Genomic DNA, 23,102 nt, shown 5'->3' on the forward strand with positions numbered 1-23,102 from the left:
AAAGTGTCGGGCAGACGGGGCATGGTGATCGGAGGGCTCGCCGCAGCGCTCCTGATGGTGGCGGGGGCCGGGTCCCAGGCATCGGCCGCGCTGCGCACGTATCCGATCGCGCCGGGTATCGAGCTCAACGTCCGCAGCGGCCCGGGAGTGCACTTCTCCATCGTCCGCATGCTGCCGGCGGGCTCCAGCGTTCCCATCTACTGCCAGGCCCCGGGAGATACGGTCACCGGCACGTACGGGACGTCGAACATCTGGGACAACATCTCCAATGGCCAGTTCGTAGCGGATGCCTACGTAAACACAGGCAGCGACGGCTACGTAGCCCCACGCTGCTCCTGAACCACCCCGGTCAGGACCCCGCGGCAGGCACCGGAGCAATAATCGTCGGGTGAGCGACGAGACCGAGACCGGAACCGGCACCCCCGCGGGGCCCCAGCCCGAACCCCTGCGTTTCTTCGGGACGACCTGGGTGGAGCACGACGGCGGCTATACGGGCCGCCGTATCGGCGTCGCCATGGGCGCCCTGGCGGCCGCGGTGGCCGCCTGCTTCGTCCTCCGCTTCGCCTACCAGGGCCTGGCGATCGCGGACGTGGGCAAGCCCGTGACCGTCCTGGTCGTGGTGATGTTCGCGGTCTGCAGCGCCCTGGCGTTCCGCCACACCTGGGACGCGTTCGGCAAGCGCCCCGACCCCGACCGCCAGGCCTCCCTCCGCGGCCCCCTGGCCATCGGCTTCATCGGCTCCCTCCTCGCCTACTTCTTCCGCTCCCTCACCGAGGCCCCGGGCGAGAAACTCCACCGCGAGGAGTACGAGACGGCACGGGAGCAGTACGAGCGCCGCACCAAGCGCCGCACGGGCAACCCGTCGCGTAAGCGAGGCCGCCGCTCCTAGGTGCCGGAGCCCGGCCGGCGCCGGGCCCCGCGGGTGCGAGCGCACCCGTCAGCGGTGCCCGGCACCGGGTCGGCTCGGCATGTCTCAGCCGAAGGAGATGCTGGTGCCGACGGGGCCCGTGGCCTCGAGGTAGGCGACCAACTGACACTGCTGCGCGGCGCAGTCCACGCTCACGGTGGAGCCGGTGCCCCAGTCGGTGGCCGTGAACGCCTTCCGCACGGTGTAGCCGACGGTGAAGGTGCCGTCGGCGCCGACGGTGGCCTTCGTCAGGGCGTCGGTGCACGTGGTGGTCTCCCTGCACTGCGACACGGCGACCTCGGCGCCCGCCGGGTAGCCGGTGCCCGTCACGGTGACGGACTGGCCGTCGGCCAGTCCGGTGCCGGGCGAGGCGGTCACCGCCGGGGCCGCGGAGGCCGGGGCCGTGGAGAAGGCGAGGGCGGCTACGGCGGCGGCGCCCAGCATGCCGGCCTTGGTCAGACGCGAGCGGATCTGCATGTTGCTCTCCCCAATGAATGCGATAGGTCCGGAACGGCGCGCTTGGTGATCACGCCTCACCCAGGCTCGGCCGGGGCGCATGAGACTGGCTCGACATCGGCTCGAATCCGGCTCGAAGCCCGGCTGTGGGAGCGGGCTGTAGAAGCACGGCTGTGGGAGAACGGCGGTGGGAGCACGGCCGTCGGCGTGCGACCGGCCCGGGGCACGCGTACGCCCGGATGGTCACGTACCGTGCCGCCGGATCGGATGGCGGAACCGGGGCTGCGCGCCCTCGGACCGTCGCTACGGATGCGGCGTGGTGGTCGTTGCCGGTGTGACACTGCGGACGTGGCGACCGTGGGTGGACCGGAGTCCATTCACCTCGTACGACGTGCGACTTCGCCGGGCACTGCCTGGTCATCACGCGCACCGGGGACATCCCGGGCGGCGAAGGGGACTTACGTGCCAGCGCGATTACGGGGGTCTGGGGGCGCAGCCTCAGGTACGGGACGGGCAGGGGCGGAGGGGGCGAAAACCCCCTACCCCCACCCCCAACCCACCCGCCACCATGACGGTATGACGACACCCCCCCCCCAACCCCCCACCCCCACCCGAGCCCACTCCTTCAACACCGCCGCAGCCCAATACGCCGCGAACCGCCCCTCCTACCCACCCACCCTCTTCGACGCGATCGAAGCCCTCGCGACCCGCCCCCTCGCCGGCGCGAAGGTCATCGACGTAGGCGCAGGCACCGGCATAGCGACCGCCCTCCTCCACGCAAGGGGCGCGGACGTCCTCGCCGTCGAACCCGGCGACGGCATGACCGCCGAATTCCGCCGCACCCTCCCGCACATCCCGATCGTCCGAGGCAACGGCAACGCCCTCCCCCTGGCCACCGCCTCCGCCGATTTCCTCACGTACGCCCAGTCCTGGCACTGGACCGACACGGCCCACTCCGTGCCGGAGGCACTGCGCGTCCTGCGCCCGGGCGGCGCCCTGGCCCTCTGGTGGAACACCGAAGCCCTGGACGTCCCGTGGATCGCGGCGGCAGCCACCCGCACCGAGCGCTACCTCGGCATCGACCAGGTGGGCGAAACGAGCGGCAGCGGCGCGAGAGCCGCCGCCATCCTCGCCGCCGACCCGAGCGGCCGACTCGCCTTCGACCGCCGCCAGGTCCGCTGGAGCCGCTGCGTCCCCCTGGACACCCACCTCGCCAACATCGGCAGCCACTCGGCGTTCCTGGTCCTCGGCGAGGAACGCACCGCCGAGTTCCTCGCCGAGGAGAGGCGTCACCTCCTGCCGACCTTCCCGGACGGAATCGTGGAGGAGACCTACGTCGTGGACCTGCTGGTGGCGACCCGTTCGTGATCCCGCCCGGCGGCCCACCCCTCGAGGGCCGCCGCACACGCGTGGTCCACATGCCGCAACCCGCCCAACTCCAGCCGTACGTCCCGGTCGTGCGGCAACGCCTCCAAGGCGTCCAGCAGCTTGGGCAGACGCAGGAAGGTCGCATTGCCGACCACTCGTACGACCATCCCCGAGGCCCCGCGGTCCTCGGTCTCGATGTGCACATGGCTGATGTCCCACGCGGTCTTGGCCACGGCGAGCGCGAGCCCGGCCAGCACGCCCTCGAACAGGTTCCCGGCCACGATCGCCACCGCCGTCACGGCGAGCACGACCAGTTCCCCCCGATGCGCCCGCCACAGCGGCCCCAACTCCCGCACCGGCACCAGCTTGCAGCCCGCGTGCACGAGCAGACCCGCAAGCGCCGCCACCGGAATCCATCCGAGCACGCCCGGCACCACGGCCGTGAAGAGAAGCAGCCACACCCCATGCAGCACGCGTGACACCTTCGTCCGCGCCCCGGCCTGCACATTCGCCGCACTCCGTACGATCACCGCGGTCATCGGCAGTGCCCCGAGCACCCCGCACACGGCATTCCCCGCGCCCTGCGCGATCAACTCCCGGTCGTAGTCGGTCCGCGGCCCCCGATGCAGCCGGTCCACCGCCGCCGCGCTGAACAACGACTCGGCCGACGCGATCAGTGCGAACGCCAGCACCGTCCCGATCACGCCCACTTCCGTGAGCCGCCCCAAATCCCCCATCCCCGGCGGCCGTACGGCATCAAGCAGCCCGCGCACCTCGACCCGCCGCACGGACAGGTCGAGCACCCCGGTCACGACCGACGCGAGCGCCACCGCCAACAGCGGCGCGGGCACCACACGCGCTCCCCGTCGCCAACGCGGCCACAGCAGGAGTACGACCACGGTGGCGCCGCCGATCGCAAAGGCCATCGGATCGGCGTCACCCACCAGCGAGCCGAGCCCGGCGATCTTCCCGAGCCCACTCGCGGGCGCGGGGACGTCACCCATGGCGTACACCTGGCCCGCGATCAGCACGAGCCCGATCCCGGCGAGCATCCCTTGCACCACGGCCACGGACACGGCCCGGAACCACCGCCCGAGCCGCAGCACCCCGAGCCCGAGCTGCACCAGCCCGGCCCCGAGCACCAGCACACCCAGCGCCCGCACGCCGTACGACTGCACCGCCTCGTACACGAGCACGGTCAGCCCGGCCGCGGGCCCGCTGACCTGCAGGCTGCTGCCGGGCAGTATTCCGGCGACCAGCCCGCCGACGATCCCGGTCACCAGCCCCAGCTCGGCGGGCACACCGGAGGCCATGGCGACCCCCACGCACAGGGGCAGTGCGACGAGAAACACGACGAGGGACGCGAACAGATCCGCTTTACGCATGACAACGGCACCTCCGATTGAGAGCGGGAGATGCGTGGGTGCCGAGCCGGGGGAGGGCACGGCGGACGTACGACGCGACGCACAGACCCGACACGGGTGCGTGACCGCGCACTGAAATCCATTGTCGGTAACGGAAGTTGATCGCGCAGCCCTTCCGTGTAACCGCCGCGTGAAGACGGAAGTGCGCCATCCCGTCACGCGCCGGAGCGTCCCCTTCCGATCACGCCGACGCGCGCCTGCGCCGCCCGATGCGACCGGGCTTGACCATCCCGCTCCCCGGGAGCAATATTCATCACGTGATGATTATAAACGCGCGCCCACCCGACCCCGCGGAGTCACCCGACCCCGCACAGTCGCCCGCCGTCCGCGCCGAAGGCCTCACCGTCGTACGCGGCACACGCACTGTCCTGCGCGGACTCGACTTCGCCGTACCGCGCGGCCAGATCACCGGCCTGCTCGGCCCCTCCGGCTGCGGCAAATCGACCCTGATGCGTTCGACGGTCGGCACCCAGGCCAAGGTCGCCGGGACACTCGAAGTCCTCGGCCACCCCGCCGGTCACGCGACTCTCCGCTCCCGCATCGGCTACGTCACCCAAGCCCCCTCCGTCTACGACGACCTGACCGTCCGCCAGAACCTCGACTACTTCGCCGCGATCCTCGACCCGGGCCGCGCCTCCGCCGAACGCCGCCACGCCAACGTCACCCAGACCATCGCCGACGTCGACCTCACCTCCCACGCCGACTCCCTCGCAGGCAACCTCTCCGGCGGCCAGCGCAGCCGCGTCTCGCTCGCGGTCGCCCTGCTCGGCACCCCGGAACTCCTGGTCCTCGACGAACCCACCGTCGGTCTCGACCCGGTCCTGCGCCGCGACCTGTGGAACCTCTTCCACGCCATCGCCGCGGAGCGGCAGGCGACTCTCCTGGTCTCCTCCCACGTCATGGACGAGGCCGAGCGCTGCCACCGCCTCCTCCTGATGCGCGAGGGCGAGATTCTCGCCGACGACACCCCCGACGCCCTGCGCGACCGCACCGGCTCCGACACCGTCGAAGCCGCCTTCCTCCATCTGGTCGACGAGGCGATCGCGGCGGGCAACCAGTCCGCGACGGGCAACGCGGCCGACCCAGGCTCAACGTCCGGTGAGCACCCCCGCAAGGAGACCGCCCGATGAGCACCACCGCACCCACGAGCCTCAGCACAGGCGGGCCGACGACCCCGACGCCACGCCCGAGCGCCCTCAACCTCTCCCGCACCACCGCCACCGCGACTCGCGTGCTGCGCCAGCTCCGCCACGACCCGCGCACCATCGCGCTGATGATCCTCATCCCGTGCGTGATGCTCGTACTGCTCCGCTACGTCTTCGACGGCAGCCCGCGCACCTTCGACTCCATCGGGGCCTCCCTCCTCGGGATCTTCCCGCTGATCACGATGTTCCTGGTGACCTCGATTGCCACCCTCCGCGAGCGCACCTCGGGCACCCTCGAACGCCTCCTCGCCATGCCCCTCGGCAAGGGCGACCTGATCGCCGGCTACGCCTTGGCCTTCGGCGCGCTGGCCATCGTCCAGTCGGCCCTGGCCACCGGCCTGGCGGTCTGGTTCCTGGGCCTGGACGTGATCGGCTCCCCCTGGCTGCTCCTGCTCGTCGCCCTGCTCGACGCGCTCCTCGGCACCGCCCTCGGCCTCTTCGTCTCGGCCTTCGCCGCCTCCGAATTCCAGGCGGTCCAGTTCATGCCGGCCGTGATCTTCCCCCAACTTCTCCTCTGCGGCCTCTTCACCCCCCGCTCCAACATGCACCCCGCCCTCGAAGCCATCTCCGACGTCCTCCCCATGTCCTACGCCGTCGACGGTATGAACGAAGTCCTCAAACACACCGACATGACAGCCAACTTCGTCCGCGACGCACTGATCGTGGCGGGCTGCGCCCTCCTGGTACTGACCTTGGGCGCGGCAACACTGAGGAGGCGCACGGCGTAGAACAGCCGCCGCAGCCGATGGCGTGCATGAGGCCGCGGCGGCCCCCACCCGTCATAGCTGCCCGCAGGCGTGCCCCGAGAGGCGGCAGCCCACCCGTTGTCTCAGCTGCGGGCAGTCGTGCCGCTAGGGGCGGCACCCGTCCCTACAGAGAGCGGCACCCGGCAAGCGCCGGTAAGCACACCCACCCAGAGCTCGGCCCCGACCCCGGGCGACTGACCACCCGGCGTCCCGCCCAACGGACACCCCAACCCAACCAGCACCCCCGGTGCGAGGATGGACCCCGGACGACGCACCCCTCGGAGGGCACCCGCACCATGACCCAGAAAGTCGCAGTCCTCGGCACCGGCAAGATCGGTGAGGCGCTGCTCAGCGGAATGATCCGAGCCGGCTGGGCCCCCACCGACCTCCTGGTCACCGCCCGCCGCCCCGAGCGAGCCAAGGAACTCCACGAGCGCTACGGAGTCACCCCGGTCACCAACCCGGAGGCAGCGAAAACCGCCGACACCCTGATCCTCACGGTCAAGCCGCAGGACATGGGCACCCTCCTCGACGAGCTCGCCCCCCACATCCCCGCCGACCGCCTGGTCATCAGCGGCGCGGCAGGCATCCCCACCTCCTTCTTCGAGGAGCGCCTGGCCACAGGCACCCCCGTCGTCCGTGTCATGACGAACACCCCCGCCCTCGTCGACGAGGCCATGTCCGTCATCTCCGCCGGCAGCCACGCCACCGCTGAGCACCTCGCGCACGCCGAGGAGATCTTCGGTGCCGTCGGCAAGACGCTCCGCGTCCCCGAGTCCCAGCAGGACGCCTGCACCGCCCTCTCCGGCTCGGGACCGGCGTACTTCTTCTACTTGGTCGAGGCCATGACGGACGCGGGCATCCTGCTCGGCCTGCCCCGCGACAAGGCACACGACTTGATCGTCCAGTCCGCGATCGGCGCCGCCGTGATGCTCCGCGACAGCGGGGAGCACCCCGTGAAGCTCCGCGAGAACGTCACGTCCCCTGCGGGCACCACGATCAACGCGATCCGCGAACTGGAGAACCACGGGGTGCGTGCCGCGCTCATCGCCGCGCTGGAGGCCGCCCGTGACCGCAGCCGCCAGCTCGCCTCCGGCAACAGCTGACACGTCCCCGACGCCGGGCTCGCCCTTGCCCGGCGCCGGGCTCGCGCCCGACGCCCGGGCTGGGACCCGCTTGCACGGCACCCGGCGTTGCAGGCTGTGCCCACCCGTTCCGCCCCAGCGGAACGACTGCCCGCAGCGGGTCAACCATCAGCGGGGCAGGAGCCCGATCGCCTCGTACGCCGCATCCACCCTCGGCCTGGCCATCTCCCTGGCCTTCTCCGCACCGTCTCGCAACACCCCCTCCACGTACGCAGGATCCGCGCACAACTGCTTGTGCCTCTCCTGTACGGGCCTGAGGAGCTCGACCACGGCCTCGGCGGTGTCCTTCTTCAAAGCGCCGTACGACTCATATACACCGCTCAAGGCTTCGGGGTTCCCACCCTCGCAGGCAGCAAGAATCTCCAGCAGGTTCGAGACCCCCGGCCGCCCCTCCCGGTCGTACTCGACATCCCGCCCGCTGTCCGTCATGGCCCGCATGATCTTCTTCCGCACGACATCCGGCTCGTCGAGCAGATAGACGACCCCGGGCCCGACGTCGTCGCTCTTCCCCATCTTCGATGTCGGCTCCTGCAGATTCATGACCCGCGCAGCCACCGCGGGATGCGTGGCCCGAGGCACCACGAAGGTGTGTCCGTACCGCTGGTTGAACCGCACCGCCAGATCCCGGGTCAGCTCGACATGCTGCGTCTGATCGTCACCGACCGGCACCTCGTCGGTCCCGTACGCCAGGATGTCCGCCGCCATCAGCACGGGATACGTCAGCAGCGACAGCCGCACGCTCCCGCCCCGCTCCCGCTCGCGCGCGGCCTTCTCCTTGTACTGGATCATCCGCCGCATCTCCCCGTCGGTCGCGACGCACTCCAGCAGATACGACAGCCGCGCGTGCTCGTCCACATGACTCTGTACGAACACGGTGCACAGCTCCGGATCGAGCCCCGACGCAAGCAACAGCGTCGCCGCCTGCCTACTGAGCCTGCGCACGCGCCCCGGATCGTGGTCCACGGTCAGCGCGTGCAGATCGACGATGCAGAACAGGGCGTCGGCCCGGTGCTGATCGACGTCGGCCCACCGCCGAACGGCCCCCAGGTAGTTCCCCAGCGTCAGATGCCCGGTCGGCTTGACCCCACTGAAGATCCGCGTCATCTCTCCACCTCCTGGTCGAGGCCGCCGCGCCCGCCGGCCGGCTCTCCAGGAGGGAGACACAAAAACGGCCGCCGAGGCGGCGGCCGTTGAGTACATACGTGAGTACGGCCGCCGTCAGGCGGCCCACCACAGCTGGGTGCACGTATGCGTAGTCATGAACACGAGAGTACGCCCCCAGGACGGCTCCCGGAGCGAAGTTGACACGCCTCCGCCCGCTACGTAATGTTCTCCGAGCTGTCCGACGTGAGCGTCGACTCCGGTCGGTCCCCGGACAGCCATTCCGCACCAAGCACTCAGCGAACGACGATCCGTCGTCGATTCGTTTTCATGCATGTTTGCGAAATGAGGAATCCGCGTTCGAAAGGACGCCACCCCGATTAGCTCGGGAGCCAGGAATCCGCTAAAGTCTCACTCGTCGGAACGGCCGAAACAGCCGCGAAGACAAGCCCCGCTGACTGGGAGTCAGGCCCGAAAGGATCTGATAGAGTCGGAACCGCCGGAAAGGGAAACGCGAAAGCGGAAACCTGGAAAGCACCGAGGAAATCGGATCGGAAAGATCTGATAGACTCGGAAACGCAAGACCGAAGGGAAGCGCCCGGAGGAAAGCCCGAGAGGGTGAGTACAAAGGAAGCGTCCGTTCCTTGAGAACTCAACAGCGTGCCAAAAATCAACGCCAGATATGTTGATACCCCGTCTGCCGGAAACTTCCGGTGGCGAGGTTCCTTTGAAAAAGTCCTGCCGGGCGATGCCTGGCAGGCGCACAGCGAGGACGCTGTGAACCGTTTCGATTATTCCTCGGACGGTTCCGCTCTCGTGGTGTCGTCCCGATTACGGGAAAACATTCACGGAGAGTTTGATCCTGGCTCAGGACGAACGCTGGCGGCGTGCTTAACACATGCAAGTCGAACGATGAAGCCCTTCGGGGTGGATTAGTGGCGAACGGGTGAGTAACACGTGGGCAATCTGCCCTTCACTCTGGGACAAGCCCTGGAAACGGGGTCTAATACCGGATGACACTGCGGACCGCATGGTCTGCGGTTGAAAGCTCCGGCGGTGAAGGATGAGCCCGCGGCCTATCAGCTTGTTGGTGAGGTAGTGGCTCACCAAGGCGACGACGGGTAGCCGGCCTGAGAGGGCGACCGGCCACACTGGGACTGAGACACGGCCCAGACTCCTACGGGAGGCAGCAGTGGGGAATATTGCACAATGGGCGAAAGCCTGATGCAGCGACGCCGCGTGAGGGATGACGGCCTTCGGGTTGTAAACCTCTTTCAGCAGGGAAGAAGCGAAAGTGACGGTACCTGCAGAAGAAGCGCCGGCTAACTACGTGCCAGCAGCCGCGGTAATACGTAGGGCGCAAGCGTTGTCCGGAATTATTGGGCGTAAAGAGCTCGTAGGCGGCTTGTCGCGTCGGTTGTGAAAGCCCGGGGCTTAACCCCGGGTCTGCAGTCGATACGGGCAGGCTAGAGTGTGGTAGGGGAGATCGGAATTCCTGGTGTAGCGGTGAAATGCGCAGATATCAGGAGGAACACCGGTGGCGAAGGCGGATCTCTGGGCCATTACTGACGCTGAGGAGCGAAAGCGTGGGGAGCGAACAGGATTAGATACCCTGGTAGTCCACGCCGTAAACGGTGGGCACTAGGTGTTGGCGACATTCCACGTCGTCGGTGCCGCAGCTAACGCATTAAGTGCCCCGCCTGGGGAGTACGGCCGCAAGGCTAAAACTCAAAGGAATTGACGGGGGCCCGCACAAGCAGCGGAGCATGTGGCTTAATTCGACGCAACGCGAAGAACCTTACCAAGGCTTGACATCACCCGGAAAGCATCAGAGATGGTGCCCCCCTTGTGGTCGGGTGACAGGTGGTGCATGGCTGTCGTCAGCTCGTGTCGTGAGATGTTGGGTTAAGTCCCGCAACGAGCGCAACCCTTGTTCTGTGTTGCCAGCATGCCCTTCGGGGTGATGGGGACTCACAGGAGACTGCCGGGGTCAACTCGGAGGAAGGTGGGGACGACGTCAAGTCATCATGCCCCTTATGTCTTGGGCTGCACACGTGCTACAATGGCAGGTACAAAGAGCTGCGAAGCCGCGAGGCGGAGCGAATCTCAAAAAGCCTGTCTCAGTTCGGATTGGGGTCTGCAACTCGACCCCATGAAGTCGGAGTTGCTAGTAATCGCAGATCAGCATTGCTGCGGTGAATACGTTCCCGGGCCTTGTACACACCGCCCGTCACGTCACGAAAGTCGGTAACACCCGAAGCCGGTGGCCCAACCCCTTGTGGGAGGGAGCTGTCGAAGGTGGGACTGGCGATTGGGACGAAGTCGTAACAAGGTAGCCGTACCGGAAGGTGCGGCTGGATCACCTCCTTTCTAAGGAGCATCTAGGCCGCCGAGCTTGCTCGGTGGTCCAGGGCCATTACGTCGGCACACGTTCGACGGTGGTTGCTCATGGGTGGAACGTTGATTATTCGACCGGGTTCAACGGGTCGGAGGCTGCAAGTACTGCCCCTCGGGGCGTGGAACGCATGATCTCCGGACGGGATCCGGTCGGGCACGCTGTTGGGTGTCTGAGGGTACGGCCGAATGCGGCTGCCTTCAGTGCCGGCCCCAGTGAACTCCGGGTTGTACCGGGGGTGATGGGTGGTTGGTCGTTGTTTGAGAACTGCACAGTGGACGCGAGCATCTGTGGCCAAGTTTTTAAGGGCGCACGGTGGATGCCTTGGCACCAGGAACCGATGAAGGACGTGGGAGGCCACGATAGTCCCCGGGGAGTCGTCAACCAGGCTTTGATCCGGGGGTTTCCGAATGGGGAAACCCGGCAGTCGTCATGGGCTGTCACCCATGCCTGAACACATAGGGCATGTGGAGGGAACGCGGGGAAGTGAAACATCTCAGTACCCGCAGGAAGAGAAAACAACCGTGATTCCGGGAGTAGTGGCGAGCGAAACCGGATGAGGCCAAACCTCAAGCGTGTGAGACCCGGCAGGGGTTGCGCTTGGGGGGTTGTGGGATCTCTCTTCTGTCGTCTGCCGGCGACAGGACGAGTCAGAAACCGTTGATGTAGGCGAAGGACATGCGAAAGGTCCGGCGTAGAGGGTAAGACCCCCGTAGTCGAAACGTCAACGGCTCGTTTGAGAGACACCCAAGTAGCACGGGGCCCGAGAAATCCCGTGTGAATCTGGCGGGACCACCCGCTAAGCCTAAATATTCCCTGGTGACCGATAGCGGATAGTACCGTGAGGGAATGGTGAAAAGTACCGCGGGAGCGGAGTGAAATAGTACCTGAAACCGTGTGCCTACAAGCCGTGGGAGCGTCGCGCATTGAGTTTACTCAGTGCGTCGTGACTGCGTGCCTTTTGAAGAATGAGCCTGCGAGTTTGCGGTGTGTTGCGAGGTTAACCCGTGTGGGGAAGCCGTAGCGAAAGCGAGTCCGAATAGGGCGGTATAGTAGCGCGCTCAAGACCCGAAGCGGAGTGATCTAGCCATGGGCAGGTTGAAGCGGCTGTAAGAGGTCGTGGAGGACCGAACCCACCAGGGTTGAAAACCTGGGGGATGACCTGTGGTTAGGGGTGAAAGGCCAATCAAACTCCGTGATAGCTGGTTCTCCCCGAAATGCATTTAGGTGCAGCGTCGTGTGTTTCTTGCCGGAGGTAGAGCACTGGATAGGCGATGGGCCCTACCGGGTTACTGACCTTAGCCAAACTCCGAATGCCGGTAAGTGAGAGCGCGGCAGTGAGACTGTGGGGGATAAGCTCCATGGTCGAGAGGGAAACAGCCCAGAGCATCGACTAAGGCCCCTAAGCGTACGCTAAGTGGGAAAGGATGTGGAGTCGCACAGACAACCAGGAGGTTGGCTTAGAAGCAGCCACCCTTGAAAGAGTGCGTAATAGCTCACTGGTCTAGTGATTCCGCGCCGACAATGTAGCGGGGCTCAAGCGTACCGCCGAAGTCGTGTCATTGCAGCAATACTCCCAACGGAGGCTGTGATGGGTAGGGGAGCGTCGTGTGCCGGGTGAAGCCGCGCCGGAAGGCAGTGGTGGACGGTTCACGAGTGAGAATGCAGGCATGAGTAGCGATACACACGTGAGAAACGTGTGCGCCGATTGACTAAGGGTTCCTGGGTCAAGCTGATCTGCCCAGGGTAAGTCGGGACCTAAGGCGAGGCCGACAGGCGTAGTCGATGGATAACCGGTTGATATTCCGGTACCCGCTGTGAAGCGTCAAACATCGAGCCCATTAATGCTAAGACCGTGAAGCCGTCCCGGACCCTTCGGGGAAAGGGAAGTGGTGGAGCCGTCGGCCCAAGGTGGTAGTAGGTGAGTGATGGGGTGACGCAGGAAGGTAGTCCATCCCGGGCGGTGGTTGTCCCGGGGTAAGGGTGTAGGCCGTGCGGCAGGCAAATCCGTCGCACATCAAGGCTGAGACCTGATGCCGAGCCGATTGTGGTGAAGTGGATGATCCTATGCTGTCGAGAAAAGCCTCTAGCGAGTTTCATGGCGGCCCGTACCCTAAACCGACTCAGGTGGTCAGGTAGAGAATACCGAGGCGTTCGGGTGAACTATGGTTAAGGAACTCGGCAAAATGCCCCCGTAACTTCGGGAGAAGGGGGGCCATCACTGGTGAGAGGACTTGCTCCTTGAGCTGGGGGTGGCCGCAGAGACCAGCGAGAAGCGACTGTTTACTAAAAACACAGGTCCGTGCGAAGCCGTAAGGCGATGTATACGGACTGACGCCTGCCCGGTGCTGGAACGTTAAGGGGACCGGTTAGTCACTCTTCGGGGTGGCGAAGCTGAGAACTTAAGCGCCAGTAAACGGCGGTGGTAACTATAACCATCCTAAGGTAGCGAAATTCCTTGTCGGGTAAGTTCCGACCTGCACGAATGGCGTAACGACTTCTCGACTGTCTCAACCATAGGCCCGGTGAAATTGCACTACGAGTAAAGATGCTCGTTTCGCGCAGCAGGACGGAAAGACCCCGGGACCTTTACTACAGTTTGATATTGGTGTTCGGTTCGGCTTGTGTAGGATAGCTGGGAGACTGTGAAGCATTGGCGCCAGCCAGTGTGGAGTCGTCGTTGAAATACCAGTCTGGTCGTGCTGGATGTCTAACCTGGGTCCGTGATCCGGATCAGGGACAGTGTCTGATGGGTAGTTTAACTGGGGCGGTTGCCTCCCAAAGAGTAACGGAGGCGCCCAAAGGTTCCCTCAGCCTGGTTGGCAATCAGGTGTTGAGTGTAAGTGCACAAGGGAGCTTGACTGTGAGACCGACGGGTCGAGCAGGGACGAAAGTCGGGACTAGTGATCCGGCGGTGGCTTGTGGAAGCGCCGTCGCTCAACGGATAAAAGGTACCCCGGGGATAACAGGCTGATCTTCCCCAAGAGTCCATATCGACGGGATGGTTTGGCACCTCGATGTCGGCTCGTCGCATCCTGGGGCTGGAGTCGGTCCCAAGGGTTGGGCTGTTCGCCCATTAAAGCGGTACGCGAGCTGGGTTTAGAACGTCGTGAGACAGTTCGGTCCCTATCCGCTGTGCGCGTAGGAGTCTTGAGAAGGGCTGTCCCTAGTACGAGAGGACCGGGACGGACGAACCTCTGGTGTGCCAGTTGTCCTGCCAAGGGCATGGCTGGTTGGCTACGTTCGGAAAGGATAACCGCTGAAAGCATCTAAGCGGGAAGCCTGCTTCGAGATGAGGACTCCCACCCCCTTGAGGGGTTAAGGCTCCCAGTAGACGACTGGGTTGATAGGCCAGATCTGGAAGGCGGGCAACCGCTGGAGGTGACTGGTACTAATAGGCCGAGGGCTTGTCCTCAGTTGCTCGCGTCCACTGTGTTGGTTCTGAAACCACGAACAACCCCATACCCGGGGCCACCGGGTGTGGTGCGGTTGACAGTTTCATAGTGTTTCGGTGGTCATAGCGTGAGGGAAACGCCCGGTTACATTCCGAACCCGGAAGCTAAGCCTTACAGCGCCGATGGTACTGCAGGGGGGACCCTGTGGGAGAGTAGGACGCCGCCGAACTAATTGTGGAGAAACCCCCGTACCGGGAAACGGTACGGGGGTTTTCTGCGTTACAGATCGTTTTCGAGGTCAATTCCCGAGCGTCGTCTAGGGTCTTGCCATGCGCTACGACTTGGTGATCTTCGACAACGACGGCGTCCTCGTGGACAGTGAGCCGATCTCCAACACGATCCTGGCCGGCTATCTGACCGAACTCGGGCACCCGACCTCGTACGAGGAGTCCATCAGGGACTACATGGGGTCAGCCATGCACCGCATCCACGACCTCGTCCAGGAGCGCAGCGGCAAGCGGCTGCCGGACGACTTCGACGACGTCTTCCACGGGCGCGTCTTCGCCGCCTTTGAGCGGGAGTTGGAGCCCGTTCCCGGTGCCGTCGAGGTCCTGGAGAAGCTGGTCGCGGACGGGGTGCCGTACTGCGTGGCCTCCTCCGGGAGTCATGAGCGGATTCGGGTGGGGCACCGGAAGACCGGGCTCGACCTGTGGTTCGACGAGGGGCGCGTCTTCAGTTCGCAGGACGTGGGGCGGGGCAAGCCGGCGCCGGATCTGTTTCTGCACGCGGCCGAGCGGATGGGCGTACCGCCTCAGAAGTGTGTCGTCGTGGAGGACAGTCCGCTCGGAGTGCAGGCGGCGAACGCTGCCGGGATGCACGTCTACGGATTCACGGCCATGACGCCCGCGGCCAAGCTCGCCGGGGCCACTCAACTCTTCTCCGACATGGGGGAGTTGGCTGCCCTGCTTGTATGACGACGCCCATCGCCGGGGACTGACATTTGTCATGGCGAGCTCCGGACGATCGTTTCTGTTGGCGGACGGGGTCCGACCGCGAAGCTGAGTACATCGAAACGGGACGTACACAGTGACGACGGAGGGACCCGATCATGAGCATCACGGCCACCGAGAGCAGCATCGAAGCGCCTGCCGGGACGACCGCCGCTACCGCCGACATCGACGGCGGGAGCGCCGTCCGGCAGACCTTCCTCCCGCTGATCCTGGACGTGGCGGTGCCGATGGGGTCGTACTACCTCCTCAAGAGCGGGTTCGGGATGAGCACCATGGCGGCGCTGGGATGGAGCAGCGTGGTGCCCGCGGTGCGGACCGTGTGGGGTGTGGTGAAGGAGAGGACGTTCAACGGGCTGGCCGCGCTGATCCTCTTCGTCAACGTCGTCGGGCTGCTGCTCAGCCTGGTGGCCGGTGACCCGCGGCTGATGCTGGCCAAGGACAGCGGCGTCAGCAGTGTGGTCGGTATCGGCATCCTGGTCTCCGTGATGCTGGGGAAGCCGATGATGACGACGGCGCTCAAGCCGTTCATCACCAAGGGCGACGCCGTGAAGACCGCCGCGTGGGAGCGGCTGCTCAGCGGATCCGAGCGGTTCCGGAAGTTCGAGCGGACCTTCTCCCTCGTCTGGGGTGTGGCCCTGTTCGGCGAGTGCCTGGTGCGGATCGTCGGCGCGTACACGCTGCCGATCGACACGATGGTCTGGCTCGGCACGGTCATCATGATCGCCACGATCGCCCTGGCCATGCTGTTCAGCGGCGGTCTCGCCGCCGGTCCGATGGAGAAGATGCTGGACGACGAGCTCGCCGACCAGGCTCGGTGAGACCGTCCAGCCCTAGAGGTAAGGCCGTCCAGCCGTAGAGGTAAGACCGTCCAGCCGTAGAGCTGAGCAAAATTCATCTTCGGCTTGATCTACCCACCGGTAAGCCGGGGCCCTACGCTCGCCGCCATGACAGATGTGCTGCGGCGCGGTAGGGCCTCTTTGGCGTTCAGCTTCTTCGCTCAGGGCGCCACCTTCGCGCTGCTCGTGACGCGCATTCCAGCCATCCAGGACCGGTACGGGGTCTCCGACGCACTGCTGCCCGTCTTCCTGGCCGCCGTGCCGATCCTCGCCGGCGTCGGAAGCGTGACGACCGAGCACTTGGTCAAGCGAATACGCCCCAGCCGGCTGCTGCGCTGGTCCCAGCCCGTCGTGCTCCTGGCGCTGCTCGGGGTCGGGTCGGGGGATCAGCTGGTCGAGTTGGCGGTGGCCCTCGGCGCCTTCGGGCTCGCGGTGGGCGCGCTCGACGCCTCGATGAACATGCTCGGGGTGAGCCTGCAGCGGACGTACGGGCGCAGCATCATGCTCGGCTTCCATGCCGCGTACAGCCTCGGCGGGATCGTGGGCGCCTCACTCGCGTGGGCGGGGGCGCACTGGCATCTGTCGCTGTTCGTGTCCTACCTGCCGGTGGTGCTCCTGCTGCTGCCGGCCACTTTCGTCGGGAGCCGGTGGTACGTCGACGGGGGCGCCCCCGATGCGAAGGCGGCGGCCGAGGCCGGGCCCGTCGTCTTCAAGCTGCTGCTGCCGCTCTGTCTGGTGATGACGTTCGCGTACATCGGGGACTCGACGGTCTCCAACTGGAGCGCGAAGTATCTCCAGGACGTGCTGGGCAGCTCGGAGCAGTTGGCGACCGTTCCGTACAACGTGTACATGGTGATGACCCTGGTGGGGCGGGCCGTCGGGGACCTCGGGGTGCGGCGGTTCGGGGCCGTGGCCGTCGTACGGCTGGGGGCGGTCGTCGCGGCGCTCGGGTTCGCGGTGGTGGCGGTGGCGCCGGGGGCGTGGGTGGGGATGCTCGGGTTCACGCTGCTGGGCCTGGGGTTGTGTGTCATCGTGCCGCAGACTTTCGCTGCGGCGGGGCGGCTCTTCCCGGGGTCGTCCGACACGGCGATCGCGCGGCTGAACATCTTCAACTACGTGGGGTTCTTGATCGGTTCGCCGTTGGTGGGAGCGCTGGGGGACGCCTGGAGCTACCGCGGCGCCATGCTCGTACCGATGGTGCTCGTCCTGGTGACCTTGGGGTATGCCCGGTCGTTCGCTCCTGAACCAAACCGATACGGTGACGGGCATGAGCGGCCGCGCACAGCTGATGTGGGACGAGGCAGTAACGGGCTATGACTTCGGTCCGGATCACCCGATGGATCCGATCCGGCTCGCGTTGACCCGGCGACTGGTCGACGCCTTCGGGCTCGACCGCGAGGTCGACGTGGTCGCGGCGAAGCCCGCCGGGGAGTCGACGCTGCGGCTCGTGCACCGCGAGGACTACGTGGAGGCGGTCAAGGCCGCGTCCGCCGATCCTGGGTCGGCCGACCTGGCGTACGGGCTCGGGACCATGGACGATCCCGCCTTCGCCGGGATGCACGAGGTGTCGGCGCTCATCGCCGGGCAGTCCGTGGGGGCCGCCGAAGCGGTGTGGCGCGGGGACGCGCCGCACGCGGTGAACTTCGCGGGCGGGCTGCACCACGCGATGCCCGGCGGCGCGTCCGGGTTCTGCATCTACAACGACGCCTCGCTGGCGATCGCGCGGCTGCTTGAGCTGGGCGCCGAGCGGGTCGCGTACGTGGATGTGGATGTGCACCACGGGGACGGGGTCCAGGCGGCCTTCTGGGAGGACCCCCGGGTCCTGACGATCTCGCTGCACGAGCATCCGCGGACGCTGTTTCCGCAGACCGGGTGGCCGGAGGAGACCGGCGCCGACAGCGCGGAAGGCTCCGCCGTCAATGTCGCCCTGCCCGCCGGGACCGGGGACGCGGGGTGGCTGCGTGCCTTCCACTCGGTGGTGCCCGAGCTCATCGCCGACTTCCGGCCGCAGGTCCTCGTCACCCAGCACGGCGCAGACACCCACTTCGAGGACCCGCTCGCGCATCTCGCGGTCTCGCTCGACGCGCAGCGGGCCGTGCAGGTGGCCTGTCACGAACTGGCGCACGAGTACGCGGACGGGCGGTGGGTCGCGCTCGGCGGTGGCGGGTACGCCGTGGTGGACGTCGTACCGCGGTCCTGGACGCATCTCGTCGCCATCGCGGCGGAGCGTCCCATCGTTCCCGAGACGGTGATTCCGGAGAGCTGGCGGCAGGAAGTCTTCGCCCGTACGAGGCAGTTGGCGCCCGTGCGGATGACGGACGGGCGGTGGCCCGTGTCCTGGAAGGACTGGGAGTCCGGGTACGACCCGGCGGACCGCCTCGATCAGGCGATCGTGGCGACGCGCCGGGCCGTTTTCCCGCTGCGGGGACTTCTGCCGTAGACCGCTGTGGGGACTAGGGCACCGAGGACGTGCGGGGATTACTGGCGTAGACCCTCGTTCGACGAGGTCAGTAGCACAGGCTCGTGTCCGCGTTGTAGTAGATGTCGATCGAGCCGCTCCACGTCATGCACTCGCCGGCCTTCGGGTGCTCCTTGTACACGGGACCCGCGTACGTGGTGAACGAGCCGTAGTCCCGGGCCGGGTTGCCGCTCGTGGGGTCGGTGTCGAGCGTGACCTCCATGAACACCCGGGCCCCCGGGTTGTTTCGGACCGTCACGGCGCAGAACCCCTGGTTCCCGACGTTGTACGTGACGTACGTGGTGCCGATGGTGGTGGTCGGCGAGGACTTGATCGGCGTGGACGCGATGACGTGGTAGCCGGTGCCGCAGGCGCCGTTGTACGCGGCCGTGGTGGCGGCGGACGCCGGAGTGGTCGCGGCGAGGGTGCCGCCGAGGGCCAGCACGGCGAGCGCGGCGGCGGTTGTGGTGCGACGGGACAGCTTCATGGTGTTCCCCCTGTGGTGATGGTCAACTGGCGCTTGGTGCGCACGTGTTGTGAGACCCAGGGGCTCTGCTGATAGTTGTGGGCCCATTTGTCACTGTCCTGTCACCGGCGTCACGCGGATGCGACGGCCCGGCCCGGCGGCGGGCATGGGCGGGGAGACCGGCCCAGCGGAGGGGGACGGCGCGGCCCCGGCGGTGGCTCGGATACCCATTAGGCCAACTGTGCGGCATTTTCCGTGTTTTGGGCGTACGGCGGTGGCCGATGCGCCAGCATCGCTGACGTGTTGAGCACCGGAGCATTGCGTGCACACCTTCTGGCCGCCCGGTTGGCCGGGCCCGTGGCCACTTCGCGCGAGGAGAGCCTGCGCAGCTATCGGCTCTTCGCCGCCCGTGATCCCCGCGTACTGCTCGGTCTCGATCCCGAATGGACCTGGCAGCAGCGGGACTTGATCGAGTTGATGGCCGACAAGTGCGGGGTTTCTGCCGATCCGTCGCACACGTCAGGGCATGATGTGATCGATCCTGAGCGGACCCTGGCGGCTCTCGACGCCTTCGCGGAGCGGATCGGCGAAGCCGCCCGCAACCGCGACCCCGTGCTTCTCGGCACCGGTCATCCGCATCGATTAATCGGTTTCTACGCCGCGCTGGCGGACGCCCTGTCGGCGGCGGGGTGTACCGTCCTCACCCCCGCGCAGGGTAGCTGTGTCGACATAACGACCCGGTTCGGTCTACGCACGTACAACCTTGACTACGTACAAGGTGTCGCGCTGGTGCGCGAACCCGGCGTGCAGGCCACCGGTCGTGCGACCGGCGCGCACACCCACTCACCCCTCCCGGTTCGGACCGCTCTGGCGGCCGCCGCGGAGTCCGGCGGGCCGCTCCCGGAGCTGGTTATCGGAGACCACGGATGGGTCTGCGGAGCAGGTCAGCTGGGGTTCGAGGCGATGGGGCTGGCGGATACGGACGATCCTGCGCTCTTCGTCGGAGAGGCGGAGGGACGGGTGTCCGTCGTCGTTCCGCTTGATGACGCTGTGCGGTCTGATTACTACCGACCGCTTACTCGCTATGTACTCAATCGAGCGTGTCTGTCACAGTAGGCGGCCGATGGCAGCTCCTCTTCCCCACTCGCATCACCCGCCCCTACTCTGGGGAGTGAGCACGCAACGACGAAGTGTCACCGGAAGGGGAAGCCGGTGGCCGTCGAGTGCGGAAGGTTCAGGTGTGTCATGGCTGCAGCTGGCGAGAGGCCTCTGAACGAGGTTCAGTTCCTGACCGTGGCGGAAGTCGCCTCGGTGATGCGAGTGTCGAAGATGACCGTGTACCGCTTGGTGCACAGCGGTCATCTGCCGGCGATCCGGGTGGGGAGGTCCTTCCGGGTGCCGGAGCAAGCGGTTCACGAGTACCTCCGCGAGAGCTATGTGGGGGTGGAGACAGCCTGACGGTGTTCCGGGAGAGCAGTTCAAGATCTCCCGGAACCCCTCGATTACGACCTCGGCGCTCGGACGGGTAGGCTGGCCCCTCATAGGTCGTGTGGGCCCATGCAGCCCAGCACCGAGTAAAGAGAAGTGAGCGAGGGTAGTCGTGGGCTCTGTTATCAAGAAGCGGCGCAAGCGGATGGCGAAGAAGAAGCACCGCAAGCTGCTCAAGCGCACTCGCGTTCAGCGTCGCAACAAGAAGTAAGCGGCGCCGCAGAAGCGCGTACTGTGGCCCCCCACCACGCGGTGGGGGGCCACAGTCGTATCCGGGTCGATCCGAGACCATGGCCGAGTCCGCGGCCGGACCGTTTCCGGCCACCCGAACACTGTGCGTACGCCTGTAGGCCGAATGGCTTGGTCTGATCGTACGTCTGTGGGTGTCGTCACTTCGTGCATCGGGCGGTCATCACAGCGCAACATCAACCCGCTAAGTTGGCGGCACACGGGGAACGCGGCAGGGTACGAGCAGAGCTACGTCCAGTTCTGGAAGGAAGGCGCTGATCTTGGGGAAGGTCGTGCTCGTGACCGGAGTGGCCCGACAGCTGGGGGGCCGGTTCGTGCGACGGATCCAGCGTGACCCGCAGGTGGACCGGGTGATCGCCGTGGACGCGGTGCCACCCGAGCACCATCTGGGCGGTGCCGACTTCGTCCAGGCCGATATCCGGCAGCCCACCATCGCGCGGGTGCTCGCCGAGCACTCCGTCGACACGGTCGTTCACATGGACGTGACGGGCACGGCGCTGGGCAGCGGCAGCCGGACCACGGTCAAGGAGACCAACGTCATCGGCACCATGCAGCTGCTGGGTGCCTGCCAGAAGTCCCCGACGGTCAAGCGGCTCGTCGTGAAGTCCAGTACGAACGTGTACGGCTCCGCGCCCCGCGACCCCGCCGTCTTCACCGAGACCACTCCGCCCAAGTCGCTGCCCAGCGGCGGCTTCGCGAAGGACACGGTGGAGGTCGAGGGGTACGTACGCGGCTTCGCGCGGCGCAGGCCCGACGTCGCCGTGTGCGTGCTGCGGTTCGCCAACATCCTGGGGCCGAGCGCCGACTCGCCGCTCGCCTCGTACTTCTCGCTGCCGGTGCTGCCGACCGTGTTCGGCTACGACCCGCGGCTGCAGTTCGTGCACGAGGACGACGTCATCGAGGTGCTGCGGATCGCCTCGCACGAACCGGAGCGCGGGACGCTCAACAGCGGCACGTTCAACATCGCCGGAGACGGCGTCCTGCTGCTCTCCCAGTGCGCGCGGCGCCTGGGCCGTCCCACCGTGCCGCTGCTGCTGCCCGCGCTGAGCTGGGCGGGCACGGCGGTGCGTACGCTGGGCGTGACGGACTTCTCGCCGGAGCAGCTGCGGCTGCTGACGCACGGTCGGGTCGTGTCCACGAACCAGATGCGCGAGACGCTGGGATACAAGCCGAAGTACACGACGGCGGAGACCTTCGCGGACTTCGCCCGCAGCCGGGGGCCCGGACTGCTGCCCCCCGAGGCCCTTGCGGGGGCCGTCGACCGGATCGCCGCGCTGCCCTACCTGGGCGGCGGCCACCCCCCGACGCAGAGCGCCAACTGAGGAGCGCATCAACGATGGCGGACGCCAAGGTCATTCCGTTCGACGACGACCGGTCGCGCGGGGGTGCTGTGCAGCGCCCGCCGCGGCGGCGGAGTGCGGGAAGCCGGCGCAAGGGCGATCCCGTGGTGGTACGTGAGGTACAGCCCCTGCCCGGGCGGGCCCTCCAGCAGGATGATGTTCCCGTGACCCGTGAGGAACAGCCGCCCCAGAAGCCGCAGGAGGGCCCCGGCGGCGGCCTGGAGCGGCGTATCGCCGGCGGCCTGGCCTTCCTGCGCCGACGCCTGACGGGCGACTACGAGATCGACGACTTCGGCTACGACGCCGAGCTCACCGACCAGGTCCTGATGTCCCTGATCCGGCCGCTGTACGAGAAGTACTTCCGCGTCGAGGTGAAGGGCATCGAGAACATCCCGTCCGAGGGCGGGGCGCTGATCGTCGCCAACCACTCCGGGACGCTGCCGCTGGACGGCCTGATGATGCAGGTCGCCGTCCACGACAACCACCCCGCGGACCGCCATCTGCGCCTTCTGGCGGCCGACCTGGTCTTCATGCTGCCGGTCGTCAACGAGCTGGCCCGCAAGGCCGGTCACACCCTCGCCTGCGCGGAGGACGCCGAACGGCTCCTGGAGCGCGGCGAACTGGTCGGTGTGATGCCGGAGGGCTTCAAGGGCATCGGCAAGCCGTTCAGCGAGCGCTACAAGCTCCAGCGCTTCGGCCGCGGCGGCTTCGTCTCCACCGCGCTGCGCCAGGGCACCCCGATCATCCCGTGCTCGATCGTCGGCGCGGAGGAGATCTACCCGATGATCGGCAACGCGAAGACCCTCGCGCGCCTCCTCGGCTTCCCGTACTTCCCGATCACCCCGACCTTCCCGTGGCTCGGCCCGCTCGGCGCCGTCCCGCTCCCGACGAAGTGGACGATCCAGTTCGGCGAGCCGATCCCCACGGACGGCTATCCGCCGGAGGCGGCCGAGGACCCGATGCTGATGTTCAACCTGACGGACCAGGTCAGGGAGCAGATCCAGCACACGCTGTACAAGCTGCTGGTGCAGCGGCGGTCGGTGTTCTTCTGATCATGGCCATACGTTTCTTCTGAACCGTGTCCGTATGACCCGTGCCCGTGCGACCGTACGT

General features: G+C 66.7%; 19 protein-coding genes and 3 rRNA genes. 18 read left to right on the forward strand and 4 right to left on the reverse strand.

Going from position 1 to position 23,102, the window contains the following annotated elements; all coding sequences use genetic code 11:
* Positions 1-21 precede the first annotated feature (21 nt).
* Both AB5J53_RS27260 and AB5J53_RS27265 read left to right on the forward strand, forming a co-directional pair.
* Entirely contained in the window at positions 22-339 is a 318-nt protein-coding gene (locus tag AB5J53_RS27260) for a hypothetical protein (protein ID WP_369252495.1), read from the forward strand.
* 49 nt (positions 340-388) lie between these two features.
* Complete coding sequence (locus tag AB5J53_RS27265) at positions 389-889, forward strand: EamA/RhaT family transporter (RefSeq protein ID WP_369248285.1); 501 nt, start codon at positions 389-391, stop codon at positions 887-889.
* An 84-nt stretch (positions 890-973) separates the two neighbouring features.
* Here AB5J53_RS27265 and AB5J53_RS27270 read toward each other — a convergent pair whose 3' ends face one another.
* On the reverse strand, positions 974-1,384 hold the full coding sequence (locus AB5J53_RS27270) for an enediyne antibiotic chromoprotein (RefSeq protein ID WP_369248286.1): 411 nt from the start codon (positions 1,382-1,384) through the stop codon (positions 974-976).
* Between the two features lie 555 nt (positions 1,385-1,939).
* Between AB5J53_RS27270 and AB5J53_RS27275 the strand changes: the two genes are divergently transcribed.
* The gene (locus AB5J53_RS27275) at positions 1,940-2,731 is read left to right on the forward strand and encodes a class I SAM-dependent methyltransferase (RefSeq protein WP_369248287.1); all 792 of its coding nucleotides are present in this window, start codon (positions 1,940-1,942) and stop codon (positions 2,729-2,731) included.
* Here AB5J53_RS27275 and AB5J53_RS27280 read toward each other — a convergent pair.
* Positions 2,695-4,116, reverse strand: a complete 1,422-nt coding sequence (locus tag AB5J53_RS27280) for a SulP family inorganic anion transporter (RefSeq protein ID WP_369248288.1) — start codon at positions 4,114-4,116, stop codon at positions 2,695-2,697. The genes AB5J53_RS27275 and AB5J53_RS27280 overlap by 37 nt on opposite strands.
* 299 nt (positions 4,117-4,415) lie before the next feature.
* On the opposite strand from AB5J53_RS27280, the gene AB5J53_RS27285 reads away from it, so the two are divergent.
* The 3 genes from AB5J53_RS27285 to proC all read left to right on the forward strand — a co-directional run bounded on the left by AB5J53_RS27285 (position 4,416) and on the right by proC (position 7,212).
* Entirely contained in the window at positions 4,416-5,285 is an 870-nt protein-coding gene (locus AB5J53_RS27285) for an ABC transporter ATP-binding protein (protein ID WP_369248289.1), read from the forward strand.
* Positions 5,282-6,088: an ABC transporter permease gene (locus AB5J53_RS27290; RefSeq protein WP_369248290.1), complete on the forward strand. Its 807-nt coding sequence runs from the start codon at positions 5,282-5,284 to the stop codon at positions 6,086-6,088. Before AB5J53_RS27285 ends, AB5J53_RS27290 begins: the two co-directional genes overlap by 4 nt.
* 314 nt (positions 6,089-6,402) lie before the next feature.
* Positions 6,403-7,212 (forward strand): pyrroline-5-carboxylate reductase, encoded by an 810-nt coding sequence (proC, locus tag AB5J53_RS27295; protein ID WP_369248291.1) that lies wholly within the window; start codon positions 6,403-6,405, stop codon positions 7,210-7,212.
* 147 nt (positions 7,213-7,359) lie between these two features.
* Here proC and trpS read toward each other — a convergent pair whose 3' ends face one another.
* Positions 7,360-8,355 (reverse strand): tryptophan--tRNA ligase, encoded by a 996-nt coding sequence (gene trpS, locus AB5J53_RS27300; protein WP_369248292.1) that lies wholly within the window; start codon positions 8,353-8,355, stop codon positions 7,360-7,362.
* Between the two features lie 841 nt (positions 8,356-9,196).
* Between trpS and AB5J53_RS27305 the strand changes: the two genes are divergently transcribed.
* From AB5J53_RS27305 to AB5J53_RS27335, 7 genes are all read left to right on the forward strand, one after another.
* A 16S ribosomal RNA gene (locus AB5J53_RS27305) occupies positions 9,197-10,722 on the forward strand.
* Between the two features lie 317 nt (positions 10,723-11,039).
* Positions 11,040-14,162: ribosomal RNA gene (locus AB5J53_RS27310) — 23S ribosomal RNA — on the forward strand.
* A 92-nt stretch (positions 14,163-14,254) separates the two neighbouring features.
* A 5S ribosomal RNA gene (gene rrf / locus AB5J53_RS27315) occupies positions 14,255-14,371 on the forward strand.
* Together the 16S, 23S and 5S rRNA genes form the textbook arrangement of a ribosomal RNA operon.
* A 100-nt stretch (positions 14,372-14,471) precedes the next feature.
* Positions 14,472-15,116 (forward strand): HAD family hydrolase, encoded by a 645-nt coding sequence (locus AB5J53_RS27320; RefSeq protein WP_369248293.1) that lies wholly within the window; start codon positions 14,472-14,474, stop codon positions 15,114-15,116.
* 134 nt (positions 15,117-15,250) lie between these two features.
* Positions 15,251-15,970 (forward strand): VC0807 family protein, encoded by a 720-nt coding sequence (locus tag AB5J53_RS27325; RefSeq protein WP_369248294.1) that lies wholly within the window; start codon positions 15,251-15,253, stop codon positions 15,968-15,970.
* Between the two features lie 126 nt (positions 15,971-16,096).
* On the forward strand, positions 16,097-17,305 hold the full coding sequence (locus AB5J53_RS27330; protein WP_369248295.1) for an MFS transporter: 1,209 nt from the start codon (positions 16,097-16,099) through the stop codon (positions 17,303-17,305).
* Positions 17,256-18,428 carry an acetoin utilization protein AcuC gene (locus AB5J53_RS27335; protein ID WP_369248296.1) on the forward strand — a complete coding sequence of 391 codons (1,173 nt, stop codon included), beginning with the start codon at positions 17,256-17,258 and terminating at the stop codon, positions 18,426-18,428. Before AB5J53_RS27330 ends, AB5J53_RS27335 begins: the two co-directional genes overlap by 50 nt.
* Before the next feature lie 67 nt (positions 18,429-18,495).
* On the opposite strand, the gene AB5J53_RS27340 is transcribed toward AB5J53_RS27335, so the two are convergent.
* A complete protein-coding gene (locus tag AB5J53_RS27340) occupies positions 18,496-18,933 on the reverse strand; it encodes a hypothetical protein (protein ID WP_369248297.1) in 438 nt (145 codons plus the stop codon).
* 279 nt (positions 18,934-19,212) lie between these two features.
* On the opposite strand from AB5J53_RS27340, the gene AB5J53_RS27345 reads away from it, so the two are divergent.
* The 5 genes from AB5J53_RS27345 to AB5J53_RS27365 all read left to right on the forward strand — a co-directional run bounded on the left by AB5J53_RS27345 (position 19,213) and on the right by AB5J53_RS27365 (position 23,041).
* Complete coding sequence (locus AB5J53_RS27345; protein WP_369248298.1) at positions 19,213-20,028, forward strand: phosphatase; 816 nt, start codon at positions 19,213-19,215, stop codon at positions 20,026-20,028.
* A gap of 129 nt (positions 20,029-20,157) precedes the next feature.
* Positions 20,158-20,370, forward strand: a complete 213-nt coding sequence (locus tag AB5J53_RS27350) for a helix-turn-helix domain-containing protein (RefSeq protein ID WP_004984898.1) — start codon at positions 20,158-20,160, stop codon at positions 20,368-20,370.
* A 142-nt stretch (positions 20,371-20,512) separates the two neighbouring features.
* Positions 20,513-20,611 carry an AURKAIP1/COX24 domain-containing protein gene (locus AB5J53_RS27355; protein WP_003948845.1) on the forward strand — a complete coding sequence of 33 codons (99 nt, stop codon included), beginning with the start codon at positions 20,513-20,515 and terminating at the stop codon, positions 20,609-20,611.
* 298 nt (positions 20,612-20,909) lie between these two features.
* A complete protein-coding gene (locus AB5J53_RS27360; RefSeq protein WP_369248299.1) occupies positions 20,910-21,971 on the forward strand; it encodes an NAD-dependent epimerase/dehydratase family protein in 1,062 nt (353 codons plus the stop codon).
* A 14-nt stretch (positions 21,972-21,985) separates the two neighbouring features.
* Positions 21,986-23,041, forward strand: a complete 1,056-nt coding sequence (locus AB5J53_RS27365) for a lysophospholipid acyltransferase family protein (RefSeq protein ID WP_369248300.1) — start codon at positions 21,986-21,988, stop codon at positions 23,039-23,041.
* Positions 23,042-23,102: the final 61 nt, after the last annotated feature.

Source organism: Streptomyces sp. R41 (genome assembly GCF_041053055.1).
Classification (GTDB): domain Bacteria; phylum Actinomycetota; class Actinomycetes; order Streptomycetales; family Streptomycetaceae; genus Streptomyces.